This window comes from Pedobacter immunditicola, assembly GCF_037482985.1.
In the GTDB taxonomy this organism is placed as follows: domain Bacteria; phylum Bacteroidota; class Bacteroidia; order Sphingobacteriales; family Sphingobacteriaceae; genus Pedobacter; species Pedobacter immunditicola.
Genome location: NZ_JBBHKC010000001.1, coordinates 143460 through 157396 on the forward strand (window position 1 = coordinate 143460; position 13937 = coordinate 157396).

At 42.7% G+C, this 13937-nt stretch carries 13 protein-coding genes; all 13 read left to right on the forward strand.

Features of this window, described 5'->3' with window-relative positions; all coding sequences use genetic code 11:
• The first annotated feature begins 14 nt into the window (after positions 1–14).
• The 13 genes from WG905_RS00645 to hscB all read left to right on the forward strand — a co-directional run bounded on the left by WG905_RS00645 (position 15) and on the right by hscB (position 13934).
• Positions 15–1373, forward strand: coding sequence for a Gfo/Idh/MocA family protein (locus tag WG905_RS00645; RefSeq protein ID WP_339589752.1), 1359 nt, complete (start codon positions 15–17; stop codon positions 1371–1373).
• A gap of 29 nt (positions 1374–1402) precedes the next feature.
• Entirely contained in the window at positions 1403–2977 is a 1575-nt protein-coding gene (locus WG905_RS00650; RefSeq protein ID WP_339589753.1) for a L,D-transpeptidase family protein, read from the forward strand.
• A gap of 81 nt (positions 2978–3058) precedes the next feature.
• Positions 3059–4321, forward strand: a complete 1263-nt coding sequence (locus WG905_RS00655; RefSeq protein WP_339589754.1) for a dihydroorotase — start codon at positions 3059–3061, stop codon at positions 4319–4321.
• Positions 4314–4985, forward strand: coding sequence for a hypothetical protein (locus tag WG905_RS00660; protein WP_339589755.1), 672 nt, complete (start codon positions 4314–4316; stop codon positions 4983–4985). The genes WG905_RS00655 and WG905_RS00660 overlap by 8 nt, the downstream gene beginning before the upstream one ends.
• A gap of 22 nt (positions 4986–5007) precedes the next feature.
• Positions 5008–5565 (forward strand): DUF4199 domain-containing protein, encoded by a 558-nt coding sequence (locus WG905_RS00665; RefSeq protein ID WP_339589756.1) that lies wholly within the window; start codon positions 5008–5010, stop codon positions 5563–5565.
• A 473-nt stretch (positions 5566–6038) separates the two neighbouring features.
• Positions 6039–6557 carry a DUF4112 domain-containing protein gene (locus WG905_RS00670; protein WP_339589757.1) on the forward strand — a complete coding sequence of 173 codons (519 nt, stop codon included), beginning with the start codon at positions 6039–6041 and terminating at the stop codon, positions 6555–6557.
• Positions 6558–6622: 65 nt separating this feature from the next.
• Positions 6623–7576, forward strand: coding sequence for a glycosyltransferase family 2 protein (locus WG905_RS00675; RefSeq protein ID WP_339589758.1), 954 nt, complete (start codon positions 6623–6625; stop codon positions 7574–7576).
• A gap of 3 nt (positions 7577–7579) precedes the next feature.
• Positions 7580–8548 carry a glycosyltransferase family 2 protein gene (locus WG905_RS00680; protein ID WP_339589759.1) on the forward strand — a complete coding sequence of 323 codons (969 nt, stop codon included), beginning with the start codon at positions 7580–7582 and terminating at the stop codon, positions 8546–8548.
• Positions 8545–9333: a hypothetical protein gene (locus tag WG905_RS00685; RefSeq protein WP_339589760.1), complete on the forward strand. Its 789-nt coding sequence runs from the start codon at positions 8545–8547 to the stop codon at positions 9331–9333. Before WG905_RS00680 ends, WG905_RS00685 begins: the two co-directional genes overlap by 4 nt.
• Before the next feature lie 5 nt (positions 9334–9338).
• Positions 9339–10841, forward strand: coding sequence for a GH3 auxin-responsive promoter family protein (locus WG905_RS00690; RefSeq protein ID WP_339589761.1), 1503 nt, complete (start codon positions 9339–9341; stop codon positions 10839–10841).
• A gap of 44 nt (positions 10842–10885) precedes the next feature.
• Positions 10886–12037: a 1-deoxy-D-xylulose-5-phosphate reductoisomerase gene (locus tag WG905_RS00695; RefSeq protein WP_339590125.1), complete on the forward strand. Its 1152-nt coding sequence runs from the start codon at positions 10886–10888 to the stop codon at positions 12035–12037.
• Between the two features lie 34 nt (positions 12038–12071).
• On the forward strand, positions 12072–13403 hold the full coding sequence (rseP, locus tag WG905_RS00700) for an RIP metalloprotease RseP (protein ID WP_339589762.1): 1332 nt from the start codon (positions 12072–12074) through the stop codon (positions 13401–13403).
• Between the two features lie 6 nt (positions 13404–13409).
• The gene (gene hscB / locus WG905_RS00705) at positions 13410–13934 is read left to right on the forward strand and encodes a Fe-S protein assembly co-chaperone HscB (protein WP_339589763.1); all 525 of its coding nucleotides are present in this window, start codon (positions 13410–13412) and stop codon (positions 13932–13934) included.
• Positions 13935–13937 lie beyond the last annotated feature (3 nt).

Sequence of the window (13937 nt, forward strand, 5' to 3'; positions counted from 1 at the left end):
AAAATATCAACAACATGTCGACTTCAAGAAGATCTTTTATAAAACAATCTAGTATCCTTGCCGCAGGCGTTTATACCGGCACCATGGGCCTGAGTGCCAAAAGTTATGGACGAATCATCGGTGCCAATGACCGGGTTCAGGTAGGGGTAGTCGGTTTCTCCGACCGTTTCAGGACATCCTTGTTCCCGCCCTTTTTACAACTCCACAAAGGAATGAACTTTGAAATTGTAGGGGTTTCAGATTTATGGAAACACAGAAGAGAAGAGGGACAGGCTTTTCTCACAGGAAAACTGGGAAATAAAGTGAAGGCCTGTGCCAATAACGACGAGCTATACGGCATGAAAGATCTTGATGCGGTATTTGTGTCTACGGCAGATTTCCAGCATGCTTTGCATACCATTGAGGCTGTAAATGCAGGTTGTGATGCTTATGTGGAAAAACCTTTTGCTGAAACGATGGAAGATAACCGCGCAGCCTTGAAAGCAGTAAAGGCTACCGATCGCATCATTCAAATCGGCTCACAACGCCGCAGTGGCAGCAATTATATGGCTGCTGATGAGTTTATTAAGGCAGGCAAGTTTGGCGACATCACCATGGTAGAGCTTTCCTGGAATGTGAATCAGCCAGGCAGGTGGCGCCGTCCGGACCTTGTAGCCAAACTAAGAGAAGAAGACATCGACTGGAAGCGCTATTTAATGAACCGTCCCTTCGAAGCTTTCGATCCTAGAAAATACCTGGAGTACCGTTTGTTCTGGCCCTATTCTTCGGGCATGCCTGGGCAGTGGATGAGTCACCAGATTGATACCGTGCATTGGTTTTCAGGTTTAAAACACCCCAGGAGCGTTGTTGCCAACGGTGGAATCTACCAATGGAAAGATGGCAGAAGTAACTGGGATACCACCACAGCGGTATTTGACTACGGCCCAAGTGATAACCAGGACAAAGGCTTCCAGGTAGTGTTCACTTCCAGGATGCACAACGGTGATGAAAGGCCGGCGGAGATCTATTATTCGAATGGCGGTGAGCTGAACCTGATCAATAACACGGTATCACCAAGAGGCGGTTTAACAGAACGTCATGCAAAAGCGATGAACATGCAGGCGAATTTATTGCCAGAGGTGGTGCTGGCCGATAAGTCAGTTAGTGTGAGTGCTGCGGCAACTACCGGCGGTGATCCGGTGGTAACGGCACACGTTCGCAACTGGATGGAATGTATCCGTAGCAGAAAACAAACAAATGCACCGGTGGAAGTGGGTTATTATCACTCCATTGCGAATATTATGACTACTGCTGCTGCCAGAACAGGCTTTAAAGCGACATTTGATGAAAAGGCACAAGAAGTCATGGTTAATGGAAAAGTATTTAAGTATTAAATGCTTATTTTTGGCGTATAATTAATGATTTGAAAAAGACCCTGTATTTATGGCTATGGTTCGGCCTGACGTTACAAGCTTGTAACTGGTTTAAAGAAACACCGGAGACAGGATTGATACTGGCCGAACACTTTGACAATAAGCTTTACAAGAAGTTTGATACAGCGGCCTATTCCCAGGTTTTTAACAGGCATTTTGATTCATTAAGTAAAGGGCTTTCCAACCCAAATACCGTCAGGAATTTTTACCAGCAACGTGGCTGGAACGCTGAATTTGTGACGCGTCACTATGTAAACGGCGATTTGGATACCCTGATCAACTATATCAGCAGGAGTAGTCAACACGGATTTAATCCGGAATATTTCGGCTTGAAACAACTTTCGGTCCTCAAGAACAGGCTCGATGCCAATCAGTTTGAAAACATAGCTGAGGTATACCCTGTTCTTGCTGACCTTGAAATCACTGCTGCAGAAGCGCTGGTTAAATACCATAGCCTGGTTTATTATGGGAGCCTGAACCCGAGAAAACTGCTGAGCAGGTATTATATCAATGTCGAGCGACCAGATAGCGCCAATATGATCAAAGTGTTATCTACGCCTGATCTTGCCCGTTACCTCAAAGAGATACAGCCATCCACTCCCCAATATATTGCTTTTCAAAAAGAGCTGTCGCGACTTCAACAGGGCAGTGGCGACAAAGAGAAACTGAAGACCATCCTGGTGAACATGGAGCGTTTAAGGTGGAAGCTTCCCCCGCCGGAAGAGGAATATGTTGAAGTTAACATTCCTGATTTTTCACTGACCTGGTTTAATGGCAAAGACACTTTGAGCCACATGAAGGTCTGCGTAGGCGCTAAAAGAGAAACAGGGTACGAGGAGAAACTCCAGCAATACCTGAAAACAAAAAACCTGGACGATAAACCCAAGAACCATGAAACACCGGTGTTATACAGCAAGCTGAATTCCATCCAGGTGAACCCCGTGTGGAATATCCCGGTGAGCATTGCCCAGAGTGAGATCTATTACCAGGCCCTGGGAGATCCTTATTACCTTTCCAATAACAACATCAGGGTTTATCATAAAGGTAAACTGGTGGGAGATACCGATACCATTCAATGGAACAAGTATTCAAGGGCCAAGCTCCCTTTTCAATTTAAGCAAGGTTCAGGCGTAGGGAATGCCCTGGGTAAATTTAAGTTCATCTTTGAAAATGGATCGAGCATTTACTTGCATGATACCAATAATAAAAGAGCCTTCAACTACAACAACAGGGCCATCAGCCATGGTTGTATCCGTATAGAAAAGCCTTTGGAGTTTGCTGAACTGCTGGTGAAAAACAAGCACCAATACGACCAATTGCGCATGGAGGTAAATTTACCGCCATTAGACACCACAAGAATGGAAGTCTTTCACAAGAAAATGCAGAAGAAAACCGACACGACGGCGGCATTTGTATTAAAACCAGCCTGGTTTGGAACGAAGAAGCATATTCCTTTGTATATCAATTATGTAACCGCCTGGTGGCAAAACGGAAAGCTGCAGCAGCGGGCGGATGTTTACGGACAGGATGAAGTTCTTTGGGCAAAATTGAAGCGTTTTCTATAAAATTGTATAGTTTTGTGCGCTGTTTACTAGCGGTTGAAATTTGAAGAGCGATTATTTAACGACTAAAGAATAACAAAAAAGATGAACCTTCTGATCACAGGCGTTTCCATTGCCGACCCCAGTAGCCAGTTTAATCAACAAATATGTGATGTACGTGTAGAAGATGGAAAAATAGCTTCCATTGCACCACAACTTACGCCAAAAGACGGCGAAGAGATTTTCGAAGGTAAAGGCGCTTACCTGTCACCTGGCTTTTTTGACCTTAACTGCTCCATAGGCGATCCCGGCTTTGAAACCAGGGAAGATATCGAGTCTGCTACGGCAACTGCTACCGCTGGCGGATTTACCGGACTGGCTGTTTTGCCCCATACACAACCCGTTTTACATTCTAAATCTCAGATTGAGTACATCGTTAACAAATCCAAAGGGAATTTGGTAGATGTATATCCGATAGGGGCCATCAGTCTGGATCTGGAAGGAATAGAAATGGCTGAGCTTTATGACATGCAGCAGGCAGGAGCCGTTGCTTTCTCTGACGGTGAAAAACCCATTAAAGATGATGGCTTCATGAGCAGGGCCTTGCAATATGCAAAAGGATTTGATGCTTTGCTGATGGTTTTTCCTGAAAACAGATCCATTGCCGGAAAAGCACAGATCAATGAAAGCAGCACCAGCGTATTGCTGGGGATGCAAGGCATACCGCCTTTAGCAGAAGAAATGCAGATTTCCAGGGATATTTGCCTTGCAGGTTATCATGATGCGCCGATACATATCCATAATATTTCTACTGCAGGTTCAGTAGCCTTAATTAAGAAAGCAAAAAGTGAGGGCATAAAAATTACTTGTGATGTGGCTGCACATCACCTGGTTTTCACAGAAGAACTGCTGAACGACTTTGACAGTAATTATAAAGTTAAACCACCGTTGAGAGGCGAATCCGATGTCGAAGCTTTAATGAACGGTTTAAAAGAGGGAACAGTTGATGCCATCAGCGCACAGCACCGTCCTCAGGAAATCGAACAAAAGGATGTTGAATTCGGAATGGCTGCCTATGGCATCATTGCTTTGCAGACCGCCTTGCCGCTGTTGGTAAAAGCAGGCCTTACCGCGACGCAGATTGCCGATAAACTGGCGATTGCACCACGCAGGATCCTGAATTTGCCGCTTCCGGTAATCGAAGAGGGCAGACAGGCCAACTTTACCCTTTTCAATACTGATCAGCAATGGTTGTATAATGCCGCCAGTAATCCCTCAAAATCTTCTAATTCACCCTTATTGAATCAAACATTAACCGGAAAGGTAATGTTGGTGTATAATAATAATAAATATCAAGTATATGGATAATAAAGTAGAAGGTGCGCTAATTGCGTCGCTAGACAAATTTTCCGAGAATTCAGGAAAAGAAGCTGCAGATTTAAAAAAGAACCTTCTGGAGGTATTTGACCTTGATCAGGGTTTTTTAGAAAAAGTGGAGGCTTTTGATGCTGCATTTGACGAGCATCCGGAATTTGAAGAACTCAGGGAAGTTTCCTTTGATCTTTTAATGATCAATTTCTTCTCCAATGACATGAAGAAACTGGATGAAGATTACCTTGATTCGGAAGAATGGGCATCCATTGAAGAAGAAACCATTGACCGCGGTACCGAGCTTTTAAATCTTTTATTGTACATCAACGAATGTCGTGATGAACAGATTAAACCAGAGCTAGGAGATTTCTTAAAAGAATTTTTGTTGGTAGAGGAAGATGAGTTCCAGGATGAATTCCACATTTATGAGGACTTGATCAGCAACCAGCAACTTGCAGAAAGCAGCGTCGAAGATATTTGCAGTCACGCAGGGATGGTTGACCTGGGCGAAGAAATGGAAGAACTGTTTGTTCCTTTTATGTCGTTCTTCTATCAGCCAAAATTTGATGAGGCTGTGGTGAACGATTTAAAAGAATATAGCGCAAATCCAGGTTTTGATATTGCGGTTTACACGTTAATTACTAAATTTAACGCTAATTAACGTTTATTAACTCCTTAATAAGATGCAACAACAATTAGTAGAAATGGAAAAAAAGCCTAACATGCTGGCTTTCAAAGCCGCAGGTGCTTATTCTCTTTATTTTCTGGCCCTGCTGTTTATTTTCAAAGCGATTGGAATCGACACCAACAATCCTGACCTTCCCATGGGAGAGAAAATTGTAAGTTCGGCTTTGTCGTATATTCCTTTTATCCTGGCTATTGTTTTTGTACAGATTACACATAAAAAAGAACTGGGTGACTATATCACTTTTGGTCGTGCTTTTTCTGCAGGCTTCAAGGTTGCTGCCTATTCAGGTTTGTTTATTGCGGTGCTGATGATCCTTTATTATAAATTGCTGGACACCAAATCCTATGAGGATGTAATGAACATGGCCATCGAAAATGCGGGCGATGATGAGCAACAAATCAAGGGTGTGGAGATGATGCGCCCGTACATGGTTTACTTTATAGGTTTCGGTGCTGCGGTAGTGTATACTTTCTTCGGACTGATCGTAAGTTTGGTTGGCGCATCGGTGATCAAGAAGGTGAGGCCATTTGATGAGGGAAATTCTGGTTACTAACGGGAAATTTTGGTTACTATTCACCTCCTCAAATCTTTACTGAAAGGAAATTTTGGTTACTACTCGTCTCCTCAAATCTTTGCTGAAGAAGCAAACATTTGGATGTCGGCTCGTAGCAACCAAAATTTCAACATTTACCAAGGTTGGAGCATAGCGTTTATTGTTGACGTATTTGATTTATATGCTTAAATTACTAGCATTTACCAGGGGTTGGAGCATATACGAGGTTATTGTTCGGGGCCAGGATGTTGTTGATTTTAATTTAGACGCTTAATTTCTGACATTCCAAAGCGCTGAGCGGATTCGTAGGTGTTATTCCGGGCTGGGTTTAGCGTTTAATAGATGAACTTTGAATCTTAAATATTATAGAAGGCCGTGTCTTTACTGACATGGCCTTTTTCGCTTCATTCCGTCACCATGACAGCTGGTTTCTCTTCGTTCAAACAATTTTTATTAAAACACGTTAATTAATCATGTCAGAAAATCCTATTGATAGCGCTTCCGATTCCCCTTACGATAATCCTTACCAAAAAGAAGCTTTGCGAAAACACGGCATGGGCTGGATTAAAAACTTATCCTATTTAATGGATGAGCAGTTTAGGTTGCCGGGTACGCGTTTCAGGTTTGGTGTCGATCCCCTGCTCAATTTAATTCCTGTTGTGGGGGACATGTCTGGTTTTTTGGTTTCCGGGGGACTATTACTGGCCATGGCAAAAAAAGGGGCAAGTAACAGACTGGTCGTGCTGATGTGCATCAATATCTTTTTGGATGCGACCATTGGGGCTATCCCGATTTTAGGGCAGATCTTTGATTTCTTCTATAAATCCAATACAAGGAACCTGCGTTTGATGAGTGAATATTATTTGGAAGGAAAACACCAGGGCAGCGGAAAAAATGTGCTTCTTTTAGTGGGAATCATACTCTTGATCCTATTTATTCTCCTGATCTATGTCTTATGGCAAGTAGGGGCGTGGTTATTTGGCTTGTTTTAGATTTTTTCCTATTATGTCATTTTATTTAACAAAATTTGCACCTTAATTACGCGTAATAACTATACATGGATATTTCTATTGTAGTACCCCTATATAATGAAGAAGAGTCTTTGCCAGAATTAACTTCCTGGATAGCCAAAGTGATGACGGCGCATAACTTTTCTTATGAACTTCTTTACGTTGATGACGGCAGTACAGACGAATCCTGGGCGATTATTGAACAGCTCAAATTGGAATATAGCGCCATTAGAGCTATAAAATTCAGAAGGAACTATGGTAAATCGGCAGCTTTGAACGTTGCTTTTGATGCTGCACAAGGTGATGTGGTGATTACCATGGACGCCGACCTGCAGGATAGTCCGGATGAGATCCCTTCCTTGTATAAAAAAATCATGGAGGAGAAGTACGACCTGGTTTCCGGCTGGAAAAAGAAACGTTATGATCCGGTTACCAAAACCATACCTACTAAATTATTCAATGCGGCCACACGCAAAATGTCTGGCATTCATTTAAATGATTTCAATTGCGGCTTAAAAGCCTACAGGAAAGATGTGATTAAAACCATTGAGGTGTATGGTGAAATGCACCGTTATATCCCTGTTATCGCTAAATGGGCAGGTTTTAAAAAGATAGGTGAGCAGGTGGTCGAACACCGTGCCCGCAAATACGGGGTCACCAAATTTGGCATGAGCCGTTTCATCAATGGCTTCCTGGACCTGTTATCCATCTTTTTCGTGGGTAAATTCGGGAAAAGGCCGATGCACTTCTTCGGTACCTTAGGGGTGCTGAGTTTTTTACTGGGTTTGTTTATGGCCATCTGGATGATCGGTGTGAAGTTGTACCATATCTCCTCACATATCCCTTATAAAAGAGAAGTTACTGACCAGCCCTTGTTTTATGTTGCCCTGATTGCCATTGTAGTCGGTTCACAAATGTTTTTAACAGGCTTTGTGGCAGAACTGGTTACCCGTAATGCACCGGAGCGCAACCAATACCTCATTGAAAAAGAAATCATTTAAGGGATGTTTTTTTCAGTAATCATTCCATTATATAATCGCCCGCAGGAGATTGACGAATTATTAGCCACACTCACTAAACAGACCTATACACAGTTTGAAGTTTTAGTGATTGAAGATGGCTCTGTGCATGATGCCAGGGACATTGTTGGTAAATATGCCAATCAGTTAGACCTGCGTTATTTCGTAAAGCCAAATGAGGGTCAGGGTTTTACCCGGAATTACGGGTTTGAACGTGCAAAAGGCGATTACTTTGTGATCTTCGATTCCGATTGCCTGATTCCGGAAGATTACCTGGAAATTGTAAAAGATTACCTTTATGAACATGACCTCGATGCCTACGGCGGCCCTGATGCAGCACATGAAAGTTTTACACCTGTGCAAAAAGCCATCAGTTATGCCATGACATCCCCCTTTACGACCGGAGGCATTAGGGGAAATAAAAAGCATATTGGTCAGTTTCATCCCCGCAGTTTCAATATGGGCCTGTCTCGTGAAGTATGGGAAAAGGTGGGTGGTTTTATTTTGACCCGCTTAGGAGAAGACATCGAATACAGTATCAGGATCCATGAAAATGGTTTTAAAATCGGACTGATCCCTGCGGCGAAGGTTTACCACAAGCGAAGGACCAGTTTTGCCCAGTTTTACAAGCAATTGCATTTCTTTGGCAGGGCGAGGATTAACATTTATAAACACTTCCCCTCGGAGTTAAAACCGGTGCATTTTTTTCCGGCCATCTTTACCCTGGGTTTTGGTTTCACCATCCTGCTGAATGTGCTTTACCCGCCAATTGCATATATTTGTAATTTCTTCATCCTGTTGTACTTCGGGATGATATTTTTCCATTCCTGGAGTATTAACAAATCAATAAAAGTTGCATATTTGAGTGTAATTGCTGCTTTTATTCAATTAACAGCCTATGGCTTGGGCTTTATACAAGATTTAGTGAAAAGAGTAGTCCTTAAACAACAATGATAGAATATTTAAAAGAAAGTACATTTACCGTTAATGAGGTAATTGGAAAAGCGTGGGCGGTGACAAAAAGGAATTACTTCTCTTTAGCCACTTTGTGTTTCATGATGTTTCTCACTTCTAACGCATCCGGAATGATGGCGTTTTTCCTGAAGGACGTTAACAAGGGGTTGAGCCTGCTGATGGCAGCACTTTTTGTGATGTTTTATTTCACCATCAATCTCTCGCTGCTGAAATACATTTTTCACCTGCTGGATGACGAAGAAAATGATGTCAGTATTGTCAGCACTTTGCCCACCCGGCAGCAGATCATCCGGTTTTTAGTGGCCATGTGCTATTTTATGTTTTGTATTGCAGGTGTTTATATAGTGGTCATCCTTGTCGGATTTCCGTTTATCTACACCGGCATTAAGATGTCTGTGGTGACTAACGTGGCCGTTTCCATCGGTACGATCGCTATTTTTATTACCTGGGTGCGGATATCCTTTTTCCCGTTTTTTATTATCGACCGTAACCAGACACCATTTAGGTCCATCAAATTTAGCTTAGCCATCACCAAGGGTAATTTCACCAAGATCTTAATGCTTTCGCTGGTACTAGGCACATTTTATATCCTGTACCTGTTCTTAAGTTACCTGCAATGGCCGGTGATCTCCTTTTTTGTGAATATCTTAAGTTCATTTATCATTGTACCCTTATCGAATGTGGCCTTGACCATTGCCTACCGTAAAATGATGAGTGAATATAAAGGAGATGAAGAACCCGGTATCATTACAAATATTGTATAAAATTTATGGGATTAAAAGCAGCGATCAGTAAGCCATTCGCCGCCTTTATCGTAAGGCGCATAGAGAAATGGAAGAATAATGCAGTTAAGGCACAACATGACACCCTCACTGCCTTAGTTTCCAAAGCACAGCACACAGCTTTTGGTAAAGACCATCGATTCGCAGCGATCAAAAACTACGAAGATTTCAAAAAGCAGGTCCCGGTAAGGGATTATGAAGGCTTAAGAACTTATATAGACCGGGTTGTAGCAGGTGAAGAAAACGTGATGTGGAAAGGCAAGCCAGCCTATTTTGCAAAAACATCCGGCACTACCTCTGGCGCAAAATACATCCCGATTTCTAAAGAATCCATGCCTGAACACCTCAAGGCAGCCCGCAATGCCTTATTAACCTATATCCATGAAACAGGAAAAGCTGATTTCGTGAACGGGAAGATGATCTTTTTGCAGGGCAGTCCGGTGATGGATACCAAAAATGGCATTAAAATCGGCCGTTTATCCGGCATTGTGGCTAACCTTGTTCCCGCTTACCTGCAGAAAAACAGGCTTCCGTCCTTTAAAACAAATTGCATTGAAGACTGGGAAGAAAAAGTAGAAGCCATTGTGGAGGAGACCATCCACCAGGATATGACCTTAATTTCGGGCATACCGCCCTGGGTACAGATGTACTTCGATAAACTGACAGAGAAATCGAAAGGTAAAAAGATCAAAGATATCTTTCCTAATTTTAAACTTTTTGTCTATGGCGGGGTTAATTACGAACCTTACCGTGCTAAAATACAAGCCAGTATTGGCAGAAAAATTGATGCTATAGAAACCTATCCCGCCTCTGAAGGTTTCATTGCCTACCAGGACAGTCAGCAGGAAAAAGGCCTGCTCTTACTTGCCGATGCAGGGATGTTTTATGAATTTATACCGGCAGACGAATATTATAATGATGAGCCGACACGTTTAAGCCTGGGAGAGATTGAACTGGAAACTAATTATGCGCTGATCTTAAATACCAATGCAGGGCTTTGGGGTTACAGCATTGGTGATACTGTGAAGTTTGTTTCCAAAAATCCCTATCGGATCATGGTGACAGGCAGGATTAAACATTTTATATCTGCATTTGGAGAACATGTCATCGGAGAAGAAGTAGAACATGCCTTGTTAAGTGTGGCCAATGAAGAAGGGGTGGGGATTACAGAATTTACCGTAGCACCACAAGTTAATGACCCTGATGGGGGCCTTCCTTACCATGAATGGTTTATTGAATTCTCCAAAAGCCCGCAGGACCTTAGCGCATTCAGCAAAAAGGTAGATGAGGCGCTACAAAAGAAAAATATTTACTATTTTGACCTGATTGAAGGAAAAATTTTACAGCCCCTGGTGATCCGCACCTTGCAGAAAGACGCTTTCGTCAACTATATGCGGGCAGAGGGCAAGCTCGGCGGACAAAACAAAGTTCCGCGTTTAGCTAACGACAGGAAAATTGCAGACAGTTTAAGCAATTTTACGATTAAATAACATCGTCTGGAAAAGGACGTTTATAGGAGATAAAACTATTGACAATTAAAAATATAAGTATACTTGGGTCTACCGGTTCTATTGGTACCCAGGCCCTGGAAGTGGTTAAGGCTAATCCTGAGCGTTACCGTGTGGTTGCATTGACCGCCATGGAGAATGATGCTTTGCTCATTAGCCAGGCTTTGGCATTTAAGCCGGAGCTAGTGGTGATTTGCGGAGCGGGCAAATATCAAAGCGTAAAGGAAGGACTGGCCGGCACCGGAATTAAGGTATTGGGCGGTGAAGTTGCTTTATGTGAAGCCGCCAGTTTGCCGTCGGCAGATTTGGTGCTTACTGCTATCGTAGGTTCCGTAGGCTTAAAGCCCACCATTGCCGCCATTGAGGCTGGGAAGGACATTGGCCTGGCCAACAAAGAAACTTTGGTTGTGGCCGGTGAACTCATTACCGACCTGGCTAAAAAACATGGCGTAAAGATTATTCCTGTAGACTCCGAACATTCCGCTATTTTTCAATGCCTGGTCGGAGAGGAAGAAAATCCATTAGAGAAGATTTATTTAACGGCTTCAGGAGGTCCATTCAGGGGTAAAGACCGGGAGTTTCTGGCGAGCGTCACAAAATTGCAGGCTTTAAAACATCCCAACTGGGTGATGGGGGCAAAGATCACCATAGATTCAGCATCGATGATGAACAAAGGGCTGGAAGTGATTGAAGCCAAATGGCTGTTCAACTTGCATGTTGATCAGATTGATGTCATTATTCACCCCCAATCGATTATTCATTCCATCGTACAATTCCAGGATGGATCGATGAAGGCGCAGATGGGCCTGCCGGATATGAAACTGCCTATACATTATGCATTGGCCTATCCGAAAAGAGTAGAAAGCAAGTTTCCGCGGTTCAATTTCATGGATTATCCTTCATTAACCTTTTTCCAGCCGGATAACGAAAGTTTCAGGAACCTGGATCTGGCATTTACGGCGATGAAACAAGGGGGAAATATGCCTTGCATCGTGAATGCGGCCAATGAAGTTGTCGTAGACGCATTTCTACAGGATAAAATCGGCTTCCTGGAAATGAGCGATATTATTGAAAGGTGCATGGGAGAAATGGAGTTTGTTGACCAGCCAACGCTAAATAATTATTTAGAAACTGATCAACATACCCGTATATTCGCAGGCGAACTTGTAACAAAGTAAAAAATTTTAAATCAAAAACACATTAATATAATATATGAGCGGACTGATTATGGCGGCCCAGTTGTTACTGGGATTATCGATATTAGTAATATTACACGAATTAGGACATTTTTTGGCGGCGAGGGCGTTTGGGATTAAGGTAGAAAAGTTCTATTTGTTTTTCGATGCCTGGGGCGTAAAATTATTCAGCATAAAGCGTGGTGATTGTGAGTACGGCATTGGCTGGCTTCCTTTGGGAGGTTATGTGAAAATTGCCGGTATGATCGATGAATCCATGGATACCGAACAGATGAGCAAGGAACCCCAGCCATGGGAGTTCAGGTCAAAACCAGCTTGGCAGCGTTTAATCGTGATGCTGGGTGGCGTTTTTGTTAACATTGTTGTTGGTATTTTCATCTTCTGGATGATGACCTTTAAATATGGGGAGACTTTTGTGCCGAACAGTTCTGTTCAAAATGGAATCAACCCGGGGTCAATAGGAAGAGAAATTGGCTTACAAAAAGGCGACAGGGTCATTGCTGTCAATGGCACTAAAGTCATCCGTTTTGAAGAATTGATCAGTCCTGAGGTTTTATTGGGAAACACCAACCTAACCGTGGTTAGAAATGGCAAGACCTTATACATCAAAGTACCGGATAACATCCTTAACGAGGTATCAGTTTTAGGGATAGAAGAATTTATCAGTCGCACGCCATTACTCACTTCCACCATTGATACAGTGATCAAGGATAAACCCGCTTATATAGCCGGGATAAAAAAAGGCGACCGGGTTACCGCCGTCAACGATGTTCCTGTTAAATACGATGTAGATGTAAGAGATCAGCTTAAGAAAAATAAAGGTAAGGAAATGGTGTTTACCGTTAACCGTGCCGGAGAAAATTTAGCCTTAAAGCTACCCGCAGATACATCAGGTTTGGTCGGCATTAATTTTAATTTGGATGAAATTAAAATTGAAACTACGCATTACAGCCTGTTAGCAGCTTTACCAATTGGGATAGAACAAGCATGGGTGCAATTTACCACCAATGCTAAAGGGATCGCCAAAGTAATTACGGGTAAAGTGGATGCCAACAAAGCATTTTCAGGTCCTGTGGAGATTGCACGTAAGGTGTATGGTGGTGAATGGATCTGGGCCAGATTCTGGGCTTCTACGGCATTTATATCTATCGCCTTAGCTTTCATGAACCTTTTACCTATTCCTGCCTTAGATGGCGGCCATGTGGTGTTTTTATTAGTTGAAATGATTAAAGGAAAACCACTTGGTGATAAGTTTATGGAAAGGGCACAAATGGTGGGCTTTATCATCCTGCTGTCCCTCATGGTGTTTGTGATGGGGAACGATATCTTTAAAGCCTTCACCGGGTAGCGTCTTATGGATTATTTTGAGTTATACGGTCTGCCGGTTACCTTCAATCCGGATCCCAACGTCATCAAACAGAAGTTTTATGCGTTGAGCAAGGAGTTTCATCCTGACTTTTACATCAATGAAAGTCCGGAGAAACAAGAGGAGGTGCTGGAGTTATCCACCCTCAACAACAAGGCTTACCAGGTTTTAAGCGATCCGCAAAAACGCCTGCAATATATCCTGGATTTAAAAGGATTGATCAAGGAAGGGGAGAACTATGTTCTTCCCCAAACTTTTTTAATGGAAATGATGGACGTGAATGAAGCGCTGATGGAATTGGAATTCGAACCAGATCCCAGTAAGCTGCTGCAGCTGAAGTTACAGGTTGACGAAATTGAAAAGGATTTGTTTGATGAGCTGTATGCTTTAACTGCTTTCTTTGAAAACCTGGTGCCTGAGGCACAGGAAAGTGCGCTTCATTCTATTAAGGATATCTATTACCGGAATAAGTACTTGCTAAGGATCCGGCAGTCGCTGGATAGGATTAAATAGGCT